This is a genomic window from Spirillospora sp. CA-108201 (genome assembly GCF_050936235.1).
In the GTDB taxonomy this organism is placed as follows: Bacteria; Actinomycetota; Actinomycetes; order Streptosporangiales; family Streptosporangiaceae; genus Spirillospora.
In genome coordinates this window covers 1,315,933-1,336,013 of the sequence record NZ_JBNJNE010000001.1, presented here as the reverse complement: position 1 = coordinate 1,336,013, position 20,081 = coordinate 1,315,933, and the positions used below count along the sequence as shown (strand labels likewise).

At 76.2% G+C, this 20,081-nt stretch carries 22 protein-coding genes; 11 read left to right on the top strand and 11 right to left on the bottom strand.

Features of this window, described 5'->3' with window-relative positions; genetic code table 11:
* Position 1: 1 nt before the first annotated feature.
* The gene (locus tag ACQEU6_RS06435) at positions 2-460 is read right to left on the bottom strand and encodes a hypothetical protein (RefSeq protein WP_499329669.1); all 459 of its coding nucleotides are present in this window, start codon (positions 458-460) and stop codon (positions 2-4) included.
* Between the two features lie 63 nt (positions 461-523).
* Here ACQEU6_RS06435 and ACQEU6_RS06430 point away from each other — a divergent pair, with 63 nt between their 5' ends.
* Positions 524-727: a hypothetical protein gene (locus tag ACQEU6_RS06430; protein WP_499329668.1), complete on the top strand. Its 204-nt coding sequence runs from the start codon at positions 524-526 to the stop codon at positions 725-727.
* Positions 728-810: 83 nt separating this feature from the next.
* Here ACQEU6_RS06430 and ACQEU6_RS06425 read toward each other — a convergent pair whose 3' ends face one another.
* The 3 genes from ACQEU6_RS06425 to ACQEU6_RS06415 form a co-directional block, all read right to left on the bottom strand.
* Positions 811-3,201 (bottom strand): ATP-binding cassette domain-containing protein, encoded by a 2,391-nt coding sequence (locus ACQEU6_RS06425; RefSeq protein WP_499329667.1) that lies wholly within the window; start codon positions 3,199-3,201, stop codon positions 811-813.
* Positions 3,202-3,282: 81 nt separating this feature from the next.
* Positions 3,283-3,771: a helix-turn-helix transcriptional regulator gene (locus ACQEU6_RS06420; RefSeq protein WP_499340105.1), complete on the bottom strand. Its 489-nt coding sequence runs from the start codon at positions 3,769-3,771 to the stop codon at positions 3,283-3,285.
* A gap of 101 nt (positions 3,772-3,872) precedes the next feature.
* Positions 3,873-4,511, bottom strand: coding sequence for an HAD family hydrolase (locus ACQEU6_RS06415; protein ID WP_499329666.1), 639 nt, complete (start codon positions 4,509-4,511; stop codon positions 3,873-3,875).
* 232 nt (positions 4,512-4,743) lie between these two features.
* On the opposite strand from ACQEU6_RS06415, the gene ACQEU6_RS06410 reads away from it, so the two are divergent.
* The gene (locus ACQEU6_RS06410; protein ID WP_499329665.1) at positions 4,744-5,463 is read left to right on the top strand and encodes a DedA family protein; all 720 of its coding nucleotides are present in this window, start codon (positions 4,744-4,746) and stop codon (positions 5,461-5,463) included.
* Positions 5,464-5,574: 111 nt separating this feature from the next.
* Positions 5,575-6,333 (top strand): phosphatase PAP2 family protein, encoded by a 759-nt coding sequence (locus ACQEU6_RS06405; protein WP_499329664.1) that lies wholly within the window; start codon positions 5,575-5,577, stop codon positions 6,331-6,333.
* A 120-nt stretch (positions 6,334-6,453) separates the two neighbouring features.
* On the opposite strand, the gene ACQEU6_RS06400 is transcribed toward ACQEU6_RS06405, so the two are convergent.
* Both ACQEU6_RS06400 and ACQEU6_RS06395 read right to left on the bottom strand, forming a co-directional pair.
* Complete coding sequence (locus ACQEU6_RS06400; protein ID WP_499329663.1) at positions 6,454-7,122, bottom strand: response regulator; 669 nt, start codon at positions 7,120-7,122, stop codon at positions 6,454-6,456.
* Positions 7,119-8,900 (bottom strand): sensor histidine kinase, encoded by a 1,782-nt coding sequence (locus ACQEU6_RS06395; RefSeq protein WP_499329662.1) that lies wholly within the window; start codon positions 8,898-8,900, stop codon positions 7,119-7,121. Before ACQEU6_RS06395 ends, ACQEU6_RS06400 begins: the two co-directional genes overlap by 4 nt.
* Before the next feature lie 127 nt (positions 8,901-9,027).
* Between ACQEU6_RS06395 and ACQEU6_RS06390 the strand changes: the two genes are divergently transcribed.
* The 6 genes from ACQEU6_RS06390 to ACQEU6_RS06365 are packed head-to-tail and all read left to right on the top strand — an operon-like array spanning position 9,028 to position 14,173.
* Positions 9,028-10,485, top strand: a complete 1,458-nt coding sequence (locus tag ACQEU6_RS06390) for a sensor histidine kinase (protein ID WP_499329661.1) — start codon at positions 9,028-9,030, stop codon at positions 10,483-10,485.
* Positions 10,482-11,147, top strand: coding sequence for a response regulator (locus tag ACQEU6_RS06385; RefSeq protein ID WP_499329660.1), 666 nt, complete (start codon positions 10,482-10,484; stop codon positions 11,145-11,147). The genes ACQEU6_RS06390 and ACQEU6_RS06385 overlap by 4 nt, the downstream gene beginning before the upstream one ends.
* A 56-nt stretch (positions 11,148-11,203) precedes the next feature.
* Entirely contained in the window at positions 11,204-11,872 is a 669-nt protein-coding gene (locus tag ACQEU6_RS06380; RefSeq protein WP_499329659.1) for an RNA polymerase sigma factor, read from the top strand.
* A complete protein-coding gene (locus tag ACQEU6_RS06375) occupies positions 11,869-12,648 on the top strand; it encodes a methylated-DNA--[protein]-cysteine S-methyltransferase (RefSeq protein ID WP_499329658.1) in 780 nt (259 codons plus the stop codon). Before ACQEU6_RS06380 ends, ACQEU6_RS06375 begins: the two co-directional genes overlap by 4 nt.
* Complete coding sequence (locus ACQEU6_RS06370) at positions 12,609-13,883, top strand: NAD-dependent epimerase/dehydratase family protein (RefSeq protein WP_499329657.1); 1,275 nt, start codon at positions 12,609-12,611, stop codon at positions 13,881-13,883. Before ACQEU6_RS06375 ends, ACQEU6_RS06370 begins: the two co-directional genes overlap by 40 nt.
* Positions 13,884-13,921: 38 nt before the next feature.
* On the top strand, positions 13,922-14,173 hold the full coding sequence (locus tag ACQEU6_RS06365) for a hypothetical protein (RefSeq protein WP_499329656.1): 252 nt from the start codon (positions 13,922-13,924) through the stop codon (positions 14,171-14,173).
* A gap of 69 nt (positions 14,174-14,242) precedes the next feature.
* On the opposite strand, the gene ACQEU6_RS06360 is transcribed toward ACQEU6_RS06365, so the two are convergent.
* The 4 genes from ACQEU6_RS06360 to ACQEU6_RS06345 all read right to left on the bottom strand — a co-directional run bounded on the left by ACQEU6_RS06360 (position 14,243) and on the right by ACQEU6_RS06345 (position 17,732).
* Positions 14,243-14,407 carry a CDGSH iron-sulfur domain-containing protein gene (locus tag ACQEU6_RS06360; protein ID WP_499340104.1) on the bottom strand — a complete coding sequence of 55 codons (165 nt, stop codon included), beginning with the start codon at positions 14,405-14,407 and terminating at the stop codon, positions 14,243-14,245.
* Between the two features lie 79 nt (positions 14,408-14,486).
* On the bottom strand, positions 14,487-15,188 hold the full coding sequence (locus tag ACQEU6_RS06355) for a HemK2/MTQ2 family protein methyltransferase (protein ID WP_499329655.1): 702 nt from the start codon (positions 15,186-15,188) through the stop codon (positions 14,487-14,489).
* Positions 15,189-15,205: 17 nt separating this feature from the next.
* On the bottom strand, positions 15,206-16,339 hold the full coding sequence (locus ACQEU6_RS06350) for an iron-containing redox enzyme family protein (protein WP_499340103.1): 1,134 nt from the start codon (positions 16,337-16,339) through the stop codon (positions 15,206-15,208).
* A gap of 124 nt (positions 16,340-16,463) precedes the next feature.
* Complete coding sequence (locus ACQEU6_RS06345; RefSeq protein WP_499329654.1) at positions 16,464-17,732, bottom strand: carboxylate-amine ligase; 1,269 nt, start codon at positions 17,730-17,732, stop codon at positions 16,464-16,466.
* A gap of 180 nt (positions 17,733-17,912) precedes the next feature.
* On the opposite strand from ACQEU6_RS06345, the gene ACQEU6_RS06340 reads away from it, so the two are divergent.
* Positions 17,913-18,506 (top strand): cysteine hydrolase family protein, encoded by a 594-nt coding sequence (locus ACQEU6_RS06340; RefSeq protein WP_499329653.1) that lies wholly within the window; start codon positions 17,913-17,915, stop codon positions 18,504-18,506.
* 7 nt (positions 18,507-18,513) lie between these two features.
* Positions 18,514-19,473 (top strand): GlxA family transcriptional regulator, encoded by a 960-nt coding sequence (locus ACQEU6_RS06335; protein ID WP_499329652.1) that lies wholly within the window; start codon positions 18,514-18,516, stop codon positions 19,471-19,473.
* A gap of 29 nt (positions 19,474-19,502) precedes the next feature.
* Here the strand turns inward: ACQEU6_RS06335 and ACQEU6_RS06330 are convergent, their stop codons facing one another.
* Positions 19,503-19,955 carry a TSUP family transporter gene (locus tag ACQEU6_RS06330; RefSeq protein WP_499329651.1) on the bottom strand — a complete coding sequence of 151 codons (453 nt, stop codon included), beginning with the start codon at positions 19,953-19,955 and terminating at the stop codon, positions 19,503-19,505.
* Positions 19,956-20,081: the final 126 nt, after the last annotated feature.

Below are 20,081 nucleotides of genomic sequence, written 5' to 3'. Positions count from 1 at the left end.
GTCATACCCGTTGGCGGTGGGGTTCCAGGGCGCGGATGTAGTCGACGAGGCGGACGCCGATGTCGAAGGGGATGTCGGGGCTGGTGAGGTCGGTGTCGGGCCAGGTCTCGGAGATGCGGCGCCAGGTGGCGCGGCCGAGGAAGGCGCCGGTGCGGGGTTCGTCGCCGAGGTCGGCGCGCCATGCGGGTTCGGTGGCGAGCAGGCGGGCGAGGGCGGCGTCGTTGTCGGGTTCGGCGGGGTGTTCGGCGTGGAAGCCGATCTCGATGGCGTGGTGGCGGGCGCCGGGGGCGAGTGCGGCGGGGATGATCTGGGCTTCGTAGTGCTCGCGTTGGGGTGCGGGGTCGCCGAACCAGGCTTTGACGCCGTTGTGGCGGACGAGCAGGCGGGGGTGGCCGAGGCGGGGCGGTGTGGATCCGCGGACGATCTCGCTGATCTGGTCGAACAGTGCCCTCTCCCCCATGTTGTCGATCTTACGGGGTTCTGTCGGTGGCGGAGGGTGGCGTCCGGCGGGTACGTCCTGCCGATGTTCAGCTTCCGGCATGCGGTGGTGGCGGGGTGGGTGCAGTTGAATCCGATGCAGGCGGTGACGGTGCGGTCGAAGCAGCGGGGCGGGTTGCGGACGGAGCGGCGTGCGGATCAGCGGACGGAGTTGCGGGATGTGCCGCTTCCTCGTCCGGTGGCGGAGGTGCTGGACGCGTATCTGGCGGAGGGCCGGCGCGGCGGGTGAGGCGGGTCGGCGGGGTGGGTGTGTGAAGCGGCCGCGCAGGGAGGTGTTCCTGTGCGGCCGCTGTGTGTGCGGGTGTGTGCGGGTCAGGTCTGGATGTAGGCGGCGAGGTGTTCGCCGGTGAGGGTGGAGCGGGCGGCGGCGAGGTCCGCGGGGGTGCCTTCGAAGACGATGCGTCCGCCGTCGTGGCCGGCGCCGGGGCCGAGGTCGATGATCCAGTCGGCGTGGGCCATGACGGCCTGGTGGTGCTCGATGACGATGACGGACTTGCCGGAGTCGACGAGGCGGTCGAGGAGGCCGAGGAGGTGTTCGACGTCGGCGAGGTGGAGGCCGGCGGTGGGTTCGTCGAGGACGTAGACGCCGCCGTCCTCGGCCATGTGGGTGGCGAGTTTGAGGCGCTGGCGCTCGCCGCCGGACAGGGTGGTGAGGGGTTGGCCGAGGGTGAGGTAGCCGAGGCCGACGTCGGCGAGGCGGCGCAGGACGCGGTGGGCGGCGGGGGTGCGGGCGTCGCCGGCGGCGAAGAACTGTTCGGCCTGCTCGACGGGCATGGCGAGGACGTCGCTGATGTTCTTGCCGCCGAGGGTGTAGTGCAGGACGTCGGCCTGGAAGCGTTTGCCTTCGCATTCCTCGCAGGTGGTGGCGACGCCGGCCATCATGGCGAGGTCGGTGTAGATGACGCCGGCGCCGTTGCAGTTGGGGCAGGCGCCTTCGGAGTTGGCGCTGAAAAGTGCGGGTTTGACGCCGTTGGCCTTGGCGAAGGCCTTGCGGATGGGGTCGAGGAGTCCGGTGTAGGTGGCGGGGTTGCTGCGGCGTGAGCCGCGGATGGGGCTCTGGTCGATGGAGACGACGCCGGCGGTTTTGGGGATGGAGCTGTGGATGAGGGAGCTCTTGCCCGAGCCGGCGACGCCGGTGACGGTGACGAGGACTCCGAGGGGGATGTCGACGTCGACGTCGTGGAGGTTGTGGGCGTTGGCGCCGCGGATCTGGAGGGTGCCGGTGGAGGTGCGCGGGTCGGTCTTGAGGGGGGTGCGGTCGTCGTAGTGGCGGCCGGTGATCGTGCCGCTGGTGCGCAGGTCGTCGACGGTGCCCTGGAAGCAGATGGTGCCGCCCGCGGTGCCGGCGGCGGGGCCGATGTCGACGATGTGGTCGGCGATGGCGATGGTCTCGGGTTCGTGTTCGACGACCAGGACGGTGTTGCCCTTGTCGCGCAGGCGCAGGAGGAGGTCGTTCATGCGCTGGACGTCGTGGGGGTGCAGGCCCATGGTGGGTTCGTCGAAGACGTAGGTGACGTCGGTGAGGGAGGAGCCGAGGTGGCGGATCATCTTGGTGCGCTGCGCCTCGCCGCCGGACAGGGTGCCGGAGGGGCGGTCGAGGGAGAGGTAGCCGAGGCCGATCTCGACGAAGGAGTCGAGGGTGGCGCCGAGGGCTTTGAGGAGGGGGGCGACGGAGGGTTCGTCGAGGGCGCGGACCCAGGTGGCGAGGTCGCTGATCTGCATGGCGCAGGCGTCGGCGATGCTGATGCCGTTGATCTTGGATGAGCGGGCGGTGTCGCTGAGGCGGGTGCCGTCGCAGTCGGGGCAGGGGGTGGAGGTGACGGCGCGGTCGACGAAGGCGCGGATGTGGGGCTGCATCGAGGCGCGGTCTTTGGTGAGGACGGATTTCTGGATTTTGGGGATGAGGCCCTCGTAGGTGACGTTGACGCCTTCGACCTTGACCTTGGTGGGTTCCTTGTGGAGGAGGTCGTGGAGTTCGGTGGGGGTGTAGTCGCGGATGGGCTTGTCGGGGTCGAAGTAGCCGCAGCCGCGGAAGATGCGTCCGTACCAGCCGTCCATGCTGTGGCCGGGGACGGTGAGGGCGCCTTCGTTGAGGGAGAGGGTGTCGTCGTAGAGGGCGGTCAGGTCGAAGTCGTTGGTGGAGCCGGTGCCTTCGCAGTGGGGGCACATGCCGCCGGTGACGCTGAAGCTGCGGCGTTCTTTGACGGTCTTGCCGGCGCGTTCGAAGTTGACGGCGCCGGATCCGCTGATGGAGGCGACGTTGAAGGAGAAGGCCTGGGGTGAGCCGATGTGGGGGTCGCCGAGGCGGCTGAACAGGATGCGGAGCATGGCGTTGGCGTCGGTGGCGGTGCCGACGGTGGAGCGGGTGTCGCCGCCCATGCGCTGCTGGTCGACGATGATGGCGGTGGTGAGGCCATCGAGGACGTCGACGTCGGGGCGGGCGAGGGTGGGCATGAAGCCCTGGATGAAGGCGCTGTAGGTCTCGTTGATCATGCGTTGGGACTCGGCGGCGATGGTGCCGAAGACCAGGCTGCTCTTGCCGGAGCCGGAGACGCCGGTGAACACGGTGAGGCGGCGCTTGGGGAGCGTGACGTCGACGTCCTTGAGGTTGTTCACGCGTGCGCCGTGCACGCGGATCAGGTCGTGGCTGTCGGCGGCGTGGGGCGCGGGCGGGTTCGCGTCCGTGCTCGTGGCCTTGCTCATCGTGTCGTGTCTCCCTGTGTGGGGCGTGGCGGTGGCACCTGTCTACCCGATCGGTGGTGTGGGCGTGGTGCTGATGGGGTGTCAGGTTAGGGGCGGGGGCGGGGTGGGGGCTTCTCGATTCCTGATCGGTCGGGTGACCTGTTTTTCCAGGCAGGACGGTACGCCGGCGGCGGTTCCGGAGGAGGTGGGTCCGGGTGCGGTGTCGGCCGCCTGGCGGCGGTAGGCGCCGGGGGGCATGCCGACGAGTTCGGTGAAGCGGGTGGTGAAGGTGCCCAGGGAGGAGCAGCCGACGGCGAAGCAGGCGTCGGTGACGCTGAGGTCGCCGCGGCGCAGGAGGGCCATCGCGCGTTCGATGCGGCGGGTCATCAGGTAGGAGTAGGGCGATTCTCCGTAGGCCTGGCGGAACCGGCGGCTGAGGTGGCCGGCGGAGATGTTCACGCCGCGTGCGAGGGCTTCGACGTCGAGGGGTTGGGCGTATTCGCGGTCGATGCGGTCGCGGACGCGGCGCAGCAGGGCGAGGTCGCGCAGGTGGTGCGGGTCGGCGGCGGGTCTGCAGGTCACCTGCGTGATGGTGCCATGGGGGCGGGGTGCGGGGTGTGCCGGGGCGGGTCTTGTCGTCGCGCTCCCCCAGGTCAGCGGCCGTGCGCGCGGGGCTGCGCCGGGGCGGGTGGTCAGGCGGGGTGGAGGGTGCGGGCGAGGGTGTAGGCGGCCTGGAGGTCGGTGCCGCGGTAGTCGAGGGAGGCGATGCCGGCGAGGTGGTGGTCGGCGTTGACGGCGACGGTGCGGGTGAGGTGGCGGAACAGGGGCGCGTCGGACATGGAGTCGCCGTAGGCGGTGCACTGGTCGGTGGTGAGGCGGTGGCGGGCGAGGAGGTCGTCGGTGATGCGGACCTTGTCGGCGGGGGTGAGGATTCCGGCGGGGTCGAGGGTGCCGGTGAAGGGCATCGGGGGGAAGCGGGAGGCGACGACGTCGTCGAAGCCGTGGTCGAGGAGGCGGCGGGCGAAGAAGTCGGGCGACATGGTGATGACGGCGGAGTGCTCGCCGCGGGCGCGGATGTCGGCGCAGACGTCGGTGATGCCGGTGAGCCAGGTGGCGGCGCGGTAGGCGGTGGCGACGAGGTCGGGGGTGAGGTGGCGCCAGAGGCGGTGGATCTCGGTGGAGAAGCCGCGGGTGTCGAGGGTGCCGGCGGCGAAGCGGGCTTCGAGATCGTGGAGTTCGGGGAGGGTGCCGAGGTGGCGGGCGATCTCGAGGTTGGCGGTGGTGCCGGTGAGCAGGGTGCCGTCCATGTCGAAGATGTGCAGGTGGGTCACAAGAGGTGAAGTGTGGTGGAGGCGGGGCCGGGGACGCGAATCGTTTCCGGGACCGCGCCGGGGGCCGCGGGGCGAGGCGGGAGGCCGCGTGGTGCGGGTGTCGTCCTCGGGGGTGAGGGCGGGGTGGTGTCCGGCTCTTGAGGGGCGGGCTCCTCCCCCTACCGAAAGTCGGGGGTGAACGGGGTCTTTCGCGGGATCCGCTGGGTGGTGGCGCTTCCTTAGCGTCGTGCTCATGGACGGACTCATGGGTGTGCTGGACACGGCGGTGACGTCGCCGTGGTTCTATCTGGTGCTGTTCGCGGTGGCGGTGCTCGACGGGTTCTTCCCGGTGGTGCCGAGCGAGAGCATGGTGATCACGGCGGGGGTGTACGCGGCGTCGGGGCGGCCGGAGCTGGCGCCGGTGGTGGCGCTGGCGGCGGCGGGCGCGTTCGTGGGCGATCATGTGTCGTACCTGGTGGGTCGCCGGGCGGGCGGGCGGCTGGTGCGGGGGGCGCGGCCGGGGACGCGGCGGCACGCGGCGTTCGGGTGGGCGCGGCGGACGATGGCCGAGCGGGGCGGGCTGATCCTGGTGGTGGCGCGGTACGTGCCGGGCGGGCGGACGGCGGTGACGTTGACGATGGGGGCGGTCGGGTACCGGTTGCGGTCGTTCTCGCTGTTCGCGGCGGTGGCGGCGGTGTCGTGGGCCCTGTACGGGGCATTGCTGGGGTATGTGGGCGGGGTGGCGTTCGAGGACGAGCCGCTGAAGGGCGTGGCGGTCGGGCTCGGGTTGGCTCTGGGGGTGACGGGAGCGGTGGAGGCGGCGCGGTTCGTGCGGCGGCGCCGGCGCGGGGTCGTGGACGCCGGCGGGGAGCGGCCGGGGCGGGAAGGGGGCCGGGTGGCGGTGCCGATGCCGGAGCCGGGGCGAGGTGAGCGGAGGCCGGCCGCACGAGTGGGGCCAATGCCCGGCGAGTGATCCCCCTAAGGTGAAAGAGTTGTCCTCCTATGGCCGGAAGGTGAACATCAGCGGGCCTTTCGCTGTCTGACAGATGACGGGCACGGGGCCGCTGCGAGCGTGAGGGAGAGCATGGGAGCGCCGGATTTCAGCGCCGATCTGTACCGGGAGATCACCGAGTTCGCGCAGGGCACGCCCTCGTGGGTGCACGAGGCCGCGGACGTGGGCACCGACGCGGGGCTGCTGCTGTTCGCGCTGCTGTTCGCGGTCGGCTGGTGGCGGGCCCGGGGCCTGGACGCGCGGGCGATGGGGCTGGCGCTGGCTGCGCCGTTCGCGGTGGTGTCGGCGTATCTGGTGAGCGAGGTGTCCAAGAGCTTCATCCAGGAGGAGCGTCCGTGCCGCGCGGTGGCGGGTGCGGTGCACATCGCGGCGTGCCCGGCGCAGGGCGACTGGTCGTTCCCGAGCAACCACGCGACGATCGCGGCGGCGTCGGCGGCGGCGATCGTGGTGGCGTGGCGGGCGATGGCGCCGCTGGTGCTTCCGCTGGCGGCGCTGATGGCGTTCTCGCGGGTGTTCGTGGGCGTGCACTACCCGCACGACGTGGCGGCGGGGTTCCTGGTCGGCGTGCTGGTGGCGCCGGCGGCGGCGCTGGTGCTGGTGCTGGCGGCGCGGCCGCTGGTGGAGGCGCTGCGGGGCGTGGCGGCGGGCGCCGTGCTGCTGGGCGCGGGCCCGGTGGCGGCGCGGGGCCCGGGCCTGGAGGTGCCGCTGGGGACGCCGCCGCCCGCGGCCGCGGTGGCGCCGATGGCGGGCGCGGTCGGCCCGGTGGACGACGCGTCGGTGACGATGCCGGACGTGATGGGCGGCGTACCGCCGCGCCGGGGCCCCCGGTAGCGGGCCGCCGGGACGCGGCAGGGTTTCACGGGCCGTCTCGGGTGGTGCTTCGGCGCCGCCCGGGGCGGCCCGTTCGCATGCGCCGCCCGCACCCGCCGGTTCGGCCGGGCACGGGCGGGGTCAGGCGGGGTCCTCGATGCCGTCGACGAGGCCGGCCTGGTAGGCCAGCACGGCGGCCTGGACGCGGTTGCGGACGTCCAGGCGGGTCAGGATCGCGCTGACATAGGCCTTCACGGTGCCCTCGACGACGTGCAGGCGCCCGGCGATCTCGGCGTTGGACAGGCCGGCGCCGACCAGCGCCAGCACCTCGCTCTCGCGGGGGGTGAGCGCGGTGACGCGGCGGCGGGCGCGGGCGCGGCCGTCCAGGCGCCCGCCGCCGATCTGGGTGATGACGCGGTGGGCGACCTTCGGGGACAGGTACGCGGCGCCGCCGGCGACGGCGCGGACCCCGGCGATCAGCTCGCGGGGGTCGCCGGACTTGAGCAGGAAGCCGCTGGCGCCGCCGGCCAGGGCGCGGGCGATGTACTCGTCCTCGCCGAACGTGGTGAGCATGACGACGCCGGTGGCGGGGGCGAGGCGGCGCAGTTCGGCGGCGGCGGCGAGGCCGTCCAGGCGCGGCATGCGGATGTCCAGGAGCGCGACGGCGGGGCGGTGCCGCAGGGTCAGGTCGACGGCCTCGCGCCCGTCGCCGGCCTCGGCGACGACCTCGATGCCGGGGTCGGCGGTGAGGATGGCGCGCACGCCCGCGCGGATCATCGCCTCGTCGTCGGCGAGCAGTGCCCGGATCACTGGTCCTCCTGGTCGCGGGCGCGCTGGGCGCTCAACTGGTGGGTGTCGTAGGCGTTCTTGGCGATGAGGCGGCCGCCGGCGAAGCACAGCCGGTAGATGCGGCCCGTGCCGAGCACGTTGGCGTCGGGCCGGTAGTAGCGGCAGTCGGCGCCGGCGGGTTCGGGGACGGCGGTGCGGACGGTGCCGGTGTCGAGGGTCTGCATCGGCGGCAGGGCCTGCTCGACACGGTGCTGCGGGTCGCCGGTGGTCATCGCGCCATAGTCGGCGGGCAGCAGGACGGAGTTGAAGGTGACGAAGACGTAGTAGCCCGCCATGATCGCGCCGAGGACCGCCATCAGGGCGGTGGGGGCGGCGATCGCGATGATCAGTCCGCGGCGGACCTGGCGGCGCTCGCGGGCCAGGTGCCGGGCCGATTCGGAGGGCCACTCCCCCGCGGCGGGCGCGGCGGGGGTGAGGCCGAGGGCGGCGCGCAGCGCGTCCCGCGCGGTCGGCCTGCCCCCGGCCCGGGCGGCGGACGGTTCCGGGGCCGCGGGGATGCCGGCGGTGACGCGGAAGCCGCCGTCCGGGGTGGGCGCGGCGTCCAGGGTGCCGCCCAGCAGGCGGACGCGGTCGGTGAGGCCGGTCAGGCCTCGGCCGCCGGAGCGGCCGCCGGACGGGCCGCCGGAGGGCAGCAGCGGCGGCCCCTCCGGCGGCGGGTCGTTGGCGACGGTGACGGTGACCCCGCCGGCGCCGGCCGGGGTGAGGGTGACGGTGACGGCGGCGCCCGGGGCGTGCTTGGCGGCGTTGGTGATGGCCTCCTGCACGACGCGGTGCGCGGTGAGCGCGGCCATCGGCCCGAGTCCGGGGGCCCCGCTGTCCGCGGTGAGGTGGACCGGAACGCCGGAGGCGCGGGCGCGGTCGACCAGGTCGGGGATGCTCTCGCGCGCCGGCCGCACCGGCGGCGCCGGGGACGGGGCCGGCTCTGCGGGCGCCGCGCCGGGGGCCTCGGCCTCGTCGTCGCGGAGCAGGCCGATGATCTCGCGGAGGTGGTCGGTGGCGTCGGCGGCTCCGGCGCGCAGCTCGGCGGCCGCGGCGCGGTGCCGGTCCTGAAGGCCCGCCGCGACCTCCAGCGCGCCGGCGCGCACGGCGATCAGCGCCAGCTCGTGGCCGAGGGAGTCGTGCATGTCCTGGGCGATGCGGGCGCGTTCGCGGAGCCGTTCGCGTTCGGCGACGATGCGCTGCTGGTGCTCCAGGCGCTCGGCGCGCTCCCAGCCCGCGCTCAGCAGCTCCTGGTACTGGCGCCAGTAGCGGCCGACCAGCCAGGGCAGGACGCCGAGCAGGACCAGCCAGACGGTGGAGGGGAACCAGGCGGTGACCGCCGTCCCGCGGACCGCCGACAGCAGCGCCCCGCCGACGAACACCCCGGTGAAGCCCCACAGCAGCGGCTGCGCGCGGGTGCTGCGCAGGCCCGCCAGGTAGGACAGGACGGGCATGGCGAACACGAAGTTGCCGTGGACGAGGGTCAGCGTGATCACGGTGAGCAGCGCCGGGGCGGGCCAGGCGCGTCCCAGCGCGATCGCGGCGGCCAGCACGCAGAGCCCGGCCGCCTGCAGCCACCACGAGGCCCGCGCGGGCTGCGGCGGGGAGGCCGCGCCGACCATGACGGGGAACGCCAGGACCCCGTACAGCAGGACGTCCTTGACCAGTGCCGCGCGGGACGGCCGGCGCACCGGCGCCCACGGCCGGGAGAGCGGGGGCGGCGCGGGCGCCGGGGAGCCGGGGGCCGCGGAGTCGTTCACGGACCCCACGCTACTGGCCGGTGAACTGGGCCGTTACTGACGAAAGTCAGGGGCGCGTGCGGCGACCCGCACCGGGATGATCTTCGGTGGGGCGCGGACGCGCGCGGGGCTGAACTACGGTTGGCGCGTGACAGCGCCCCCGCCCCGCCCGCCGCGCCGGCCCGGCGCCCCCGGGCCGGACGAGCCCGGCGCGGGCGCCGCCGGGGCCCCCGGGCGGCTCGCGCCTTGGCCCGCGCGCCGGGCCGCCGCGGCCGGCGCGTTCGCCAGAGAGATCACGGGCAGGATCACGGGCCGGGAGTGGTGGCCGCGCGGGCAGGCGGCCGACGTGCTGCTGGCGGCGGCGGTCCTGGTGGCGTCCGTCGCGATGAGCGTGGCGGCGGTCAAGCCCGGGGACCGGCCCCTGTGGCCGGGCGGGCTCGCGTTGATCGTCGCGGCGTCGGCGGCGTTGGCGTGGCGGCGCCGCCACCCCGTGGCGGCCCTGGTGGTCGCCGTGCTGGTGCCGCCGCTGTACTACCCGCTGGGCTACCCCGACGGGCCCATCGCGGTCGTGCTGTGGCTGGCGCTGTTCAACGCGGCCGTGGAGTGCCGGCTGGCGGTGTCGCTCGGCGCGGTCATCGTCGTCAACGCCGGGTTCCTGGCGTCGGCGTCGGCGCGCGGCTCGGGCGACGACCCCGATGCGATCACCGACGCCCGCGGCGTGGCGTCGCTGTCGATGGGGCTGCTGATCACGGTGGCGGTCGGGCAGTACGTGCGCGGGCGCCGCGCCCTCGCCGAGGCGGCCGAGCGGCGCGCCGCCGCCGCCGAGCGCGACCGTGAGGCCGAGGCGCGGCGCCGCGCGGTCGCCGAGCGGCTGCGCATCGCCCGCGAGCTGCACGACGTGCTCGCCCACCAGATCTCGCTGATCAACGTGCAGGCGGGCGCGGCGCTGCACCGCCGCGACGACCCGGCCCGCGCCTACACGGCGCTGGAGGCGATCAAGGCGGCGAGCAGGGAGACCCTGCGGGAGCTGCGCGGGATCCTGGGCGTCCTGCGCCAGGTCGACGCCGTGGGGCAGGACGGGCCCGGCGAGGCCGGGCCGGTGGCGCCGCCGCCGTCGCTGGCGCGCGTCGGTGAGCTGCTGGACCAGACCGCCGCGGCCGGGCTGGCGGTCCGCCGCGCCGGGGACCTGCCCGAGCCCGGCTCGGCGGGGACGGCGGCGCTGGAGGACCTGCCGGCCCCGGTCGGGCTGGCCGGGTACCGGATCGTGCAGGAGGCGCTGACCAACGCCGTCCGGCACTCGGGGGCCGCCGCGGTCACGGTCGAAGTGCGGCTGTTCCCCGGCGAGGTGACCGTGCGGGTGGACGACGACGGCGCCGGCCCCGCCGCGCGCACCGGGCACCCCGCGCCCGGCGCGGCGGGCGGCAGCGGCGTGCGGGGCATGCGCGAGCGGGCGGCGTCGGTCGGCGGGGAGCTGACCGCCGGGCCGGGCCCGGCGGGCGGGTTCCGGGTGTGGGCGCGGCTGCCGCTGGACGAGGCCGGTGCCGCCGGACCCCGCACCGGGCGCGAAAGGATGAGCGGAATGGGCGAGACGGAGGAGAAAGCGTGATCCGGGTGATGCTGGCCGACGACCAGACGCTGGTCCGGGCGGGGTTCCGGTCGATCCTGGAGGGCGAGGACGACATCGAGATCGCCGGCGAGGCCGGGAACGGGGAGCAGGCCGTCGCGCGGGCCCGCGAACTGCGGCCCGACGTGGTGCTGATGGACATCCGCATGCCCGTCCTGGACGGGCTGGAGGCCACCCGGCGGATCATCGCCGACCCCCGGCTCGCCGACGTCCGCGTGGTGATCCTGACGACGTTCGACCTGGACGACTACGTCTACGGCGCGATCAAGGCCGGGGCCAGCGGGTTCCTGGTCAAGGACACCGAGCCGACCGAGCTGATCCACGGGGTGCGGGTGGTGGCGCGCGGCGACGCGCTGCTGGCGCCCACCGTGACGCGGCGGCTCATCGCCGAGTTCGCCTCCCGGATCACCGCGCCGCCGCCCGCCGCCGAGCTCGACGCGCTGACCGACCGGGAACGCGAGGTGCTGCACCTGGTGGCGGCGGGCCTGTCCAACGAGGAGATCGCAGGGCGCCTGGTCCTGTCGCCCGCCACCGCCAAGACCCACGTCAGCCGTATCCTGTCCAAACTCGGCGCCCGCGACCGGGCGCAGCTGGTGGTGCTGGCCTACGAGACGGGAATGATCCGCCCCGGCTGGCTCGGCTGACCGGCCACCCGGCCGCCCGGCTGCAACCGGGCCGGGCACGGCGGTGTTGAACGGATGTGACGGTTACGGACGAAGCTCTCAGCCGCGCCCCCGGCGCCGCGGGCGGCGGCCCGGGGGACGACACCGGGGGCGACGCCGCCGGGGCGCGGGTCGTCGCCGCCCTCGCCCGCGACCTCGACGAGGGCTTCGCCGCCCTGTACGAGGCGTACCGGGGCGCGGTGTTCTCCACCGCGCTGCGGCTGTGCGGGCGCTGGGCCGAGGCCGAGGACCTGTCCGCCGAGGCGTTCCTGCGCGCCTACCGCGCGCTGACCGGCTACGACGCGTCCCGCGTCGCCGAGTTGCGGCCGCGGGCCTGGCTCCTGACGATCCTGACCAACGTGTGGCGCAACAGCCTGCGCACGGCCGCGCGGCGGCCGTCGCCGGGCCCCATCGAGGACGCCCCCGACCCGCCCGACCCGGGCGAGGGCGTCGAGGACGCCGCCGCCCGCCACGAGACCGGCCGCGAACTGGCAGGCCTGCTGGCCCGGCTCCCCCACCGGCAGCGCGCCGCGGTCGTGCTCCGCCACGTCACCGACCTGCCCGTCGCCGAGATCGCCGCCGTCCTGGACCTGCCCGAGGGCACCGTGAAGTCCCACATCTCCCGCGGCCTGGCCCGCCTGCGCGCCCTGCGCGCCGCACCCGGCCCCGCCGTCTCCGACCCCGAGCAGAAAGGGGGCGACCGATGAACCGCACCGACCCCGACGGAGGCACGCCCGACCCGCTGGCCGGCGAACTGGCGGAACTGGCCGCCGACGCGCCCCCGGCCCTGCTGGACCGCATCGCCGCCCGCCGCCTCCACGTCCCCGGCCCCCTGGAGGGCCTGCAGGTCGCCTTCACCGACCACGGCGTCGCCTACCTGCGCGCCGGCATGGACGAGCGGGAGTTCGCTGCCGCGTTCCGCGCCCGGTTCGCGCGGCCCCTGCTGCCCGCCGACCGCGCCCCGGCCGGGCTGCTGCCCGCGCTGCGCACCGGCCGGCTCGGCCCGCTGCGCCTGGACCTGCGCGGCCTCAGCGACTTCGAGGCCGCCGTGCTGCGCGCCGCCGCGCGGATCCCGCGCGGGCAGACCCGCCCCTACGCGTGGGTGGCCCGGCACGCCGGGCGGCCCAAGGCCGTCCGCGCCGTCGGGTCGGCGCTGGGCCGCAACCCCGTCCCGCTGCTGATCCCCTGCCACCGCGTGACCCGCTCGGACGGCTCCCTCGGCGACTACGTCTTCGGCGCCGACGCCAAGGAGCGGCTGCTGCGCGCCGAGGACGTCGACGTCGAGGAGGTCACCGAACTCGCCCGGCGCGGAGTGCGGCTGGTCGGCTCCGACACCACCGGGATCGTGTGCTACCCGACCTGCGCGGACGCGCGCCGGATCACCCCCGGGCACCGGCACGGGTTCCGCGACCTGGCCGCCGCGCGCGCCGCCGGATACCGGCCGTGCCTGCACTGCCGCCCCGGCGACGCCGTCCCCGCCTGACCCCCGCCCCCGGCGGCGCGGGCCCGCCCGTCGCCGCCCCGGCGGCGGGCGCCGCGGCCGGGGCGCGCCCGCCGGGCATACATCGGCGCGGGACGGGAATGGGGCCGTCCACCTGCGGGGACGAGCCCGCGGGCGAACCGCCGAGGAGGGGGATCGCCATGCGCGTCGTCGTCACCGGCGCCACGGGCAACATCGGGATCAGCACCGTCCGCGCGCTCGCCGAGGACCCGGCCGTCACCGAGATCACCGGGCTGGCCCGCCGCGAACCCGGCCCCGGAGCCGCCCGCGAGGCCGACCCCGGCGGGACCGGCAAGCCGCGCTGGGCCGAGGCGGACGTCACCGACACCGACCTGGTCCCGCTGATGCGCGGCGCCGACGTCGTCGTCCATCTGGCATGGCTGTTCCAGCCCACCCACCGGCCCGCGGTGACCTGGGACTCCAACGCCGTCGGCAGCGCCCGGGTGTTCGACGCCGCCGCCCGCGCCGGCGTGCCCGCCCTGGTGTACTCCTCCTCCGTCGGGGCCTACTCCCCCGGCCCCAAGGACCGCGCGGTCGACGAGTCCTGGCCCACCCACGGGTGGCCCGAGGCCGCCTACAGCCGCGAGAAGGCCTACGTCGAACGGCTCCTGGACGTCTTCGAGGCCGCCGACCCCGACCGCCGCGTCGTGCGGCTGCGGCCCGGGTTCATCTTCGAACGGCAGAGCGCCGGCGAGCAGCGCCGCCTGTTCGCCGGACCGCTGCTGCCCGGACGCCTCGCCCGCCCCGGCCTCATCCCCGTCGTCCCGGACCTGCCCGGCCTGCGGCTGCAGGTCCTGCACTCCGCCGACGCCGGGCAGGCGTTCCGGCTCGCCGCCACCGGCCGGGCCCGCGGCGCCTTCAACCTCGCCGCCGACCCCGCCCTGGACGCCGCCGAGCTCGCCGACCTGCTCGGCGCCCGGACCGTGCGGCTGCCCGCGCGGGGCGTGCGGGCCGCGCTCGCCGCCGCCTGGAACCTGCACCTGGTGCCCGCCTCCCCCGCCCTGCTCGACCTGGCCCTGCGGGTCCCGCTCATGGACACCGCCCGCGCCCGCGCCGAACTCGGCTGGACGCCCCGGCACACCGCCCGCGAAACGATCACCGAGTTCCTCGAAGGGCTGCGCACCGGCGCCGGCCGCGACACCCCGCCGCTGTCCCCGGACACCGGCGGGCGGCTGCGCGGCCGCGAGTTCGCCACCGGCGTCGGCCGCAGAGCCTGACCGGACCACCACGCCACGACTTCACCGGAGGTCACCCGATGCCGACCATCACACCCGAGCACCTGCACACCCTGCTGGCCTCCACCGAGCGCGGCGCCGCGCTCGTCGTCGTCGAGGGCCGCGCCGCCGTCGTCCCGGCCGACCCGAGCCGCGGCGACGGCCCCGAGGACGCCATGGTGATCACCACGCGGGACGCCGTCATCGCCGAACTCGACACCGGCGCCAACGAGGAGCAGATCCAGGCCCTCGCCCAGCGGCTGGACACCGCCCTGGACAGCCTCGGCGGCTGACCCGACCGGCCCCGAACGGCGACCGGCCCCGAACGGCCGCGCCCGGAGCCGGGCCGCGGACCCGCCGGGTCAGCCGCGGCGGCGCCGGCGGTGGCTGGTGTCGCAGAACGGGTACGCGCGGCTGCGGCGGCACGCGCACAGCGCGACCAGCCACCGGTCCGACACCGCCGTCGACCCGTCCTCCATCACGACCTCCACCGGGCCCTCCACCAGCACCGGCCCGCCCGGCACCATCCGCACCCGCCGCCGCTCCCGGCCGCCCAGCCTGCCCCCGGCCGGGCCCGCCGGGGGGTCCACGGCCGCGGACGGGGGCTCATGCGGCCCACCGGTCGCGCTCATCGCACGCCCCCTCCCCGATCCGGTCGGCGCGCACCACCACCAGATCCTCGTGCCGCTGTCCGGCCACCAGCAGGCCCCGTGCCCGCAGCCCGTCCGCGCGGCGCCGCATCACCGGCCCGAACGGCTCGCGGTGAAGCGCCACCACCGACGCCCGCATCCCCGCGCGGCGCAGCCCCACCAGCGTGGCCGCCACCCCGTTCAGCGCCGAATGCACCACCAGCAGCGTCCCCGACGGCGCCAGGTGCCCGGGCGCCTGCGCGCAGATCCGGTCCAGCAGCACCCTGCCGCCCGGGCCCGCCTCCCACGCCCGCGCCCGCCCCCGCACCGACACCGGGTCGACCTCCCCCGCCACGTACGGGGGGTTGGCGACGATCACGTCGAACCGCTGCCCGGCGACCGGCGCGAACATGTCCCCGCGCAGCACCCGCACCGCCAGCCCCCGCATCCGCGCGTTCACCCGCGCCGCCAGCACCGCCTGCGCCGAGGCGTCCACCGCCACGACCTCGCAGCCCGCCCGCGCCGCGGCCAGCGCCACCGCGCCCGTCCCCGTGCCGAGTTCCAGGACCCGCGCCCCCGGCGGCGCTCCCGGCGGCGCCAGCGACCTCAGCATCGCCCTCAACAGCAGCGAGGTGTCGGCCTGCGGCCGGTACACCCCCGGCGGCCTGAAAAGCAGCATCGCCCCGCCCTCTCTCTTCACCCCGCCGACGGTGCGGCCGGCGGCGGGTCGCTCATCGCCCCGGCCGCCGCGCCGCCCGTCTCCTCCGGGAGCGGACGCCGCAGCGCCGACCGCCCCGCCCGCCAGCACCCCAGCAGGTGGCCGCCCAGCCGGTCCTCCAGCAGGCCCGTCGCGCGCACGCCCAGCACCACGTCCCCCGCCAGGCCCGGCTCGGCCTCCAGCAGCCCCCCGATCACCTCGTGGCGCAGCACCTGCTCATGGACGGCGTCGGCCTCGATGTGCTCGGTGTGGAACAGCCGGGCCCGCGGCCCGGCGCCCAGCCGCTCCAGCGCCCGCGCCATCCGCCGCGCCGACGGCGCCGTGGTGATCTCCGCCGCCGCGAAATGCCCCACCAGCGCGGCCCGCAGCGCCCGGTGCAGCCCGAACAGCGACATCATGTTCACCGTCGCCAGCATCACCGCGGGCGCCGCGTCCGCGTAGGCCCCGTAGGACGGGTCCAGCCCCAGGTCGTCCAGCAGATCGGCGTACAGGCCCTGGTGCGTCGTCTCCGGACGGCCGCCGCCGAACTCGTCGTTCTCCACCGCCACCAGCGCCGCCTTGGCCCGCCCCCGCAGCCGCGGGATCACCCACGCGTGCGGGTCGGCCTCCTTCAGGTGGTACACCGACCGCAGCGCCGCGTACTCGCGCATCTGCTCCCACGTGCCCTCGTCGCGCAGATGGTGGGAGACGCCGCGCGCGCCCGCCGGCTCGACCAGCAACTCCTCAAGCGCCCCGTCCACGTCCCAGGCCGCGCCGCGCACGTGATCCGGAGCGCCCGCATCCCGCACGTCGCGGCGCAGCGCCCCCAGGAACACCGCCTCCATCGCCCCGCGCAGCCGCAGGAGCCCCGGATCCCACTCCCAGTCCGGGTCCACGCCCGCGAACCCCTGGTAGTGCAGCTCGTAGCAGGTGTGCAGCGCCAGATGCACATCCTCGCCATAGGGGGCGCAGGACCGCGCCTCGGCGACCAGACCGGCCATCTCGGACGCCTTCGGCGGGTCGTCGCGAAGAGGGCTCGGAGGCGGGCCCGAGACCAGGACGGCCGCCACCGCCCGCGACAGCGGGCCCCGCGGCTGCGGCAGCACCGGGGCCCGGTCCGCGCGCGCCCGCACGGAACCCGGCCCCGACCCGAGCGAAGGGGCGTGCGCGAGGCTCGACGCCGGGCCCGTGCCGGCGCCCGGCGTCGGACCGCGGGAGGGCGGTCGGTCCTGGTGAACGGCCATGTCTCCTCCGTCGTCAGGGGGCGTCCGGCTCCGGTACCCGCTCACCCGCGTCCCATACGCCCGGTTTCTCCCCTGGGGTCCCGTCCGACGGCTCACCCGGCCCCGCAGCCGCCCCGGCGTCCGCCCCGGCGTCCGGCCACGCGCCCGCGGCCAGGCCGCCGGACTCGGTCTGCCGGACCAGCATGTCCACCACCGCGCGCGGGCCGCCCTCCCGCGCCGCCCGGCGCTGCCGGTCCGCGCCCGTCCCCGTCCGGCGCACGCCCTCCACCAGCCTGAACACGGCGTCCAGGTCGCCGGCGTCCTCCAGGGCCGGGGCCGCGCGGGCGACCAGGTCCTCCACCAGCCGCCACGCCGGGACCGCCCGCCGCGACACCGGGTCGACCACGGAGCCGTCCAGGCCGTGCCGGGCCGCGTTCCACAGCGCCGCCGCGCACACCTGCCCGTCCGCACGCGGCGCCTCCCGGCCCGCCGCCAGCTCCGCCAGCGCGGCGCCCACCAGGCCCCGCACCAGCGCGGCCTGCAGCACCGCCTCGTCCGCGGTCGCCGCGGCGTCCCCGGCCCGCACCTCCACCGTCGGCCACCGCGGCGACGGCCGCGCCAGCCAGAACGTCATCGCCCCGTCCACCAGCGCGCCCGACTCCACCAGCGCCGCGACCCGCGCGTCGTAGTCGGCCGCCGACGCCGACCACGGCGGCACGCCCGCCCCCGGGAACCGCGCCATCTCCATCAGCCGGCGCGCCGCGTAACCGGTCGCGCGCCCGCGGTCGAAGGGCGAGTTGGCCGCCAGCGCCACCAGGACCGGCAGCCACGGCCGCAGATGGTTCACCACCGCCACCGCCGACTCCCGGTCCGGGACGCCGACGTGCACATGGCAGCCGCACGCCTGGTAGTCCTCGACCAGGTCGCCGTAGGCGGACACGATCGCGGCGAACCGCTCGCCCCGCGCGGCCGGCGGCGGGCTGCCGCCCAGCACCGGGGTCCCCGACGCCACCACCAGCGCGCCAGCCTCCCGCGCCGCCTCCGCCAGCCGCGCCCGCCCGTACCGCAGCTGCGCGCGCAGGCCCGCCAGGTCGTGGCACACCCCGGTCACCGCCTCCACCTGGGACCCCAGCAACTCGGTGTGGAACGATCCGCCGGAGGCCCGCCACCGGTGCGGCCCGGCCCGTTCCAGGACGTCCTCGGCGCGTGCGACGCACTCCCCCGACACCGCGTCCACCAGCAGGAACTCCTCCTCCACCCCGATGCTGACGCCCGGCGCGTGCCCCTCGACGCCTCCGCCCATACCGAGTCCCCCTCACTCGTACAGACCCCCTCACCTCGGGGGATTCCCGCCCAGACCGCCCCCTCCCTCCCCCACCCGAGATCCTTTACCCCGGCCCGCCCGAAACGGTGACCGGATCGTTCCGCTTCCCGCCGCGATGATGCCTGGCCGGCGCTCCCGCGCCCGGCCAGGATCGACACCATGAACCGAGCACTCCTCGTCATCGACGTCCAAGAGTCCTTCCGCCGCCGGCCCGTCTGGGAGGCCGTCTCGGCGCCCGACATCGCCGCGCGCGCCGCGCGCCTGACCGACGCCGCCCGCGCCGCCGGCGACCTGGTCGTGTGGATCCTGCACGCCGAACCGGGCAGCGGGGGCCCCTTCGACCCCGCGCTCGGCCACGTGCGCCTCATGGACGGCCTGGCCCCCGCGCCCGGCGAGCCCGTCCTGACCAAGACCTCCCGCAACGCCTTCACCACCACCGGCCTGCAGCGGCTGCTCACCGAGCGCGGCGTGACCGAGGTCGCCGTCTGCGGCATCCAGACCGAGCAGTGCTGCGAGACCACCGCCCGCCTGGCCGCCGACCTCGGCTACCGCGTCACCTTCGTCACCGACGCCACCGCCACCTTCCCCATCGAGCACCGCGACGCCCCGCCCGGCCGCGCCCTGGCCGAGATCCTCGCCGACCCCGCCACCCTGCCCACCGACCAGATCATCGCCCGCACCGAGTACGCCCTGGCCGGACGGTTCGCCGCCATCGCCTCGCTCGACGACCTCGCGCCCGCCCCGGTAGGCTGACCGGATCGTGACCCGCGTCGTCTTCCTGCTCGTCCCCGGCCTGCACCTGCTCGACCTGGCCGGGCCCGCCCAGGTGTTCGGGATGGCCGCCGACGCCGGCCTGCCCTACCGGCTCGCCTACGTCGCCGACCAGCCCGCGCCCCCGGACCCGCAGGAGACCCCGCCCCCGTCCCCCGGCGCGCCCGCGACAGTGCCCACCGCGCAGGGCGTCCCCCTCCAGGCGCCCACCGCCTGGCCGGGCCTCACCGCGGGCGACATCGTCCTGGTCCCCGGATGGCGGTGGGGCGCGGACGAACCCCACGCCCCGCCCGTCTCCGACGGCGCCGCCCGCCGCCTGGCCGCCCACCACGCCGCGGGCGGCGCCGTCGCCAGCGTCTGCGCAGGAGCGTTCGCCCTCGCCCACGCCGGGCTCCTGGACGGGCGGCGCTGCACCACCCACCACGAACTCCAGGACGCCCTCGCCCGCCGCCACCCCCGCGCCGCCGTCGTACGCGACGTGCTGTACGTCACCGACGGCCGCGTCATCACCTCCGCCGGCATCGCCTCGGGCATCGACCTCGCCCTGCACCTGGTCGCCTCCCGGCACGGGCCCGGCGCCGCCGCCCGCACGGCCCGCGCCATGGTCGTGTACGCGCGCCGCAACGGCGACGAGCCCCAGGCCAGCGCCCTCCTGCGGCACCGCGCCCACGTCAGCGACGCCGTCCACCGCGCCCAGGACCTCATCGACGCCCGCTACACCCTCCCCCTGCCCCTGCACGCCCTGGCCGCCGAGGCCGGCGTCAGCGAACGCACCCTCACCCGCCGCTTCACCGCCGCCACCGGCCTGACCCCGCTGCGCTACCAGCAGGAACTGCGGGTGGAGCGCGCCGAGCACCTCATCGGGCAGGGCGCCACCGCCGACGCCGCCGCCCGCGCCGTCGGATTCACCGACGCCCGCATGCTGCGCCGCCTGCGCGCCCGCACCTGAGCGGCGCCTCCGGCCGCCCCCCACGCGGGTCAGCCGCGCAGCACCACGTACGGGGCCAGCGCCAGCAGGCTCACCACCAGCGCCCCCTTCAGCGCCCCCGCCGGCACCGCCCGGGCGATCACCCACCCCGCCAGCACCCCCGCCAGCTCCGGGACGCCCACCAGCGCCGCCAGCGGCCAGTCCACCGCGCCCGCCGCGACGTACCCGGCCGTCCCGGCGCCGGCGATCACCACCGACTGGGCCTGCGCCGCCGCCAGCGCCGACAGCACCGGCACTCCCAGCGCCACCAGCAGCGGCACGCACAGCATCGGCCCCCCGACCCCGAACATCGCGCCCGCCGCCGCGACACCCGCGCCCGCCGCCACCGCCAGCAGCACCAGCCCCGCCACCACGCCCGGCTCCAGGCCCGTCACCGGCCCGGCCGCCCGGTGCGAAGTGCCTCGTCCCGACGCCGCGTCCGGCGCCATGCCCTGAACCGGCATGGAGTACCCATTCCCGACAGTGTGCGCGCTTCCGCGCCCGGGTCAACGGCCCCCGGGGCGAGCCGTGGATCACGCGGCCCGCGCGCCGGCGCGATTCTGGGATGCCGCTGTGCGGACGGGCCCCCG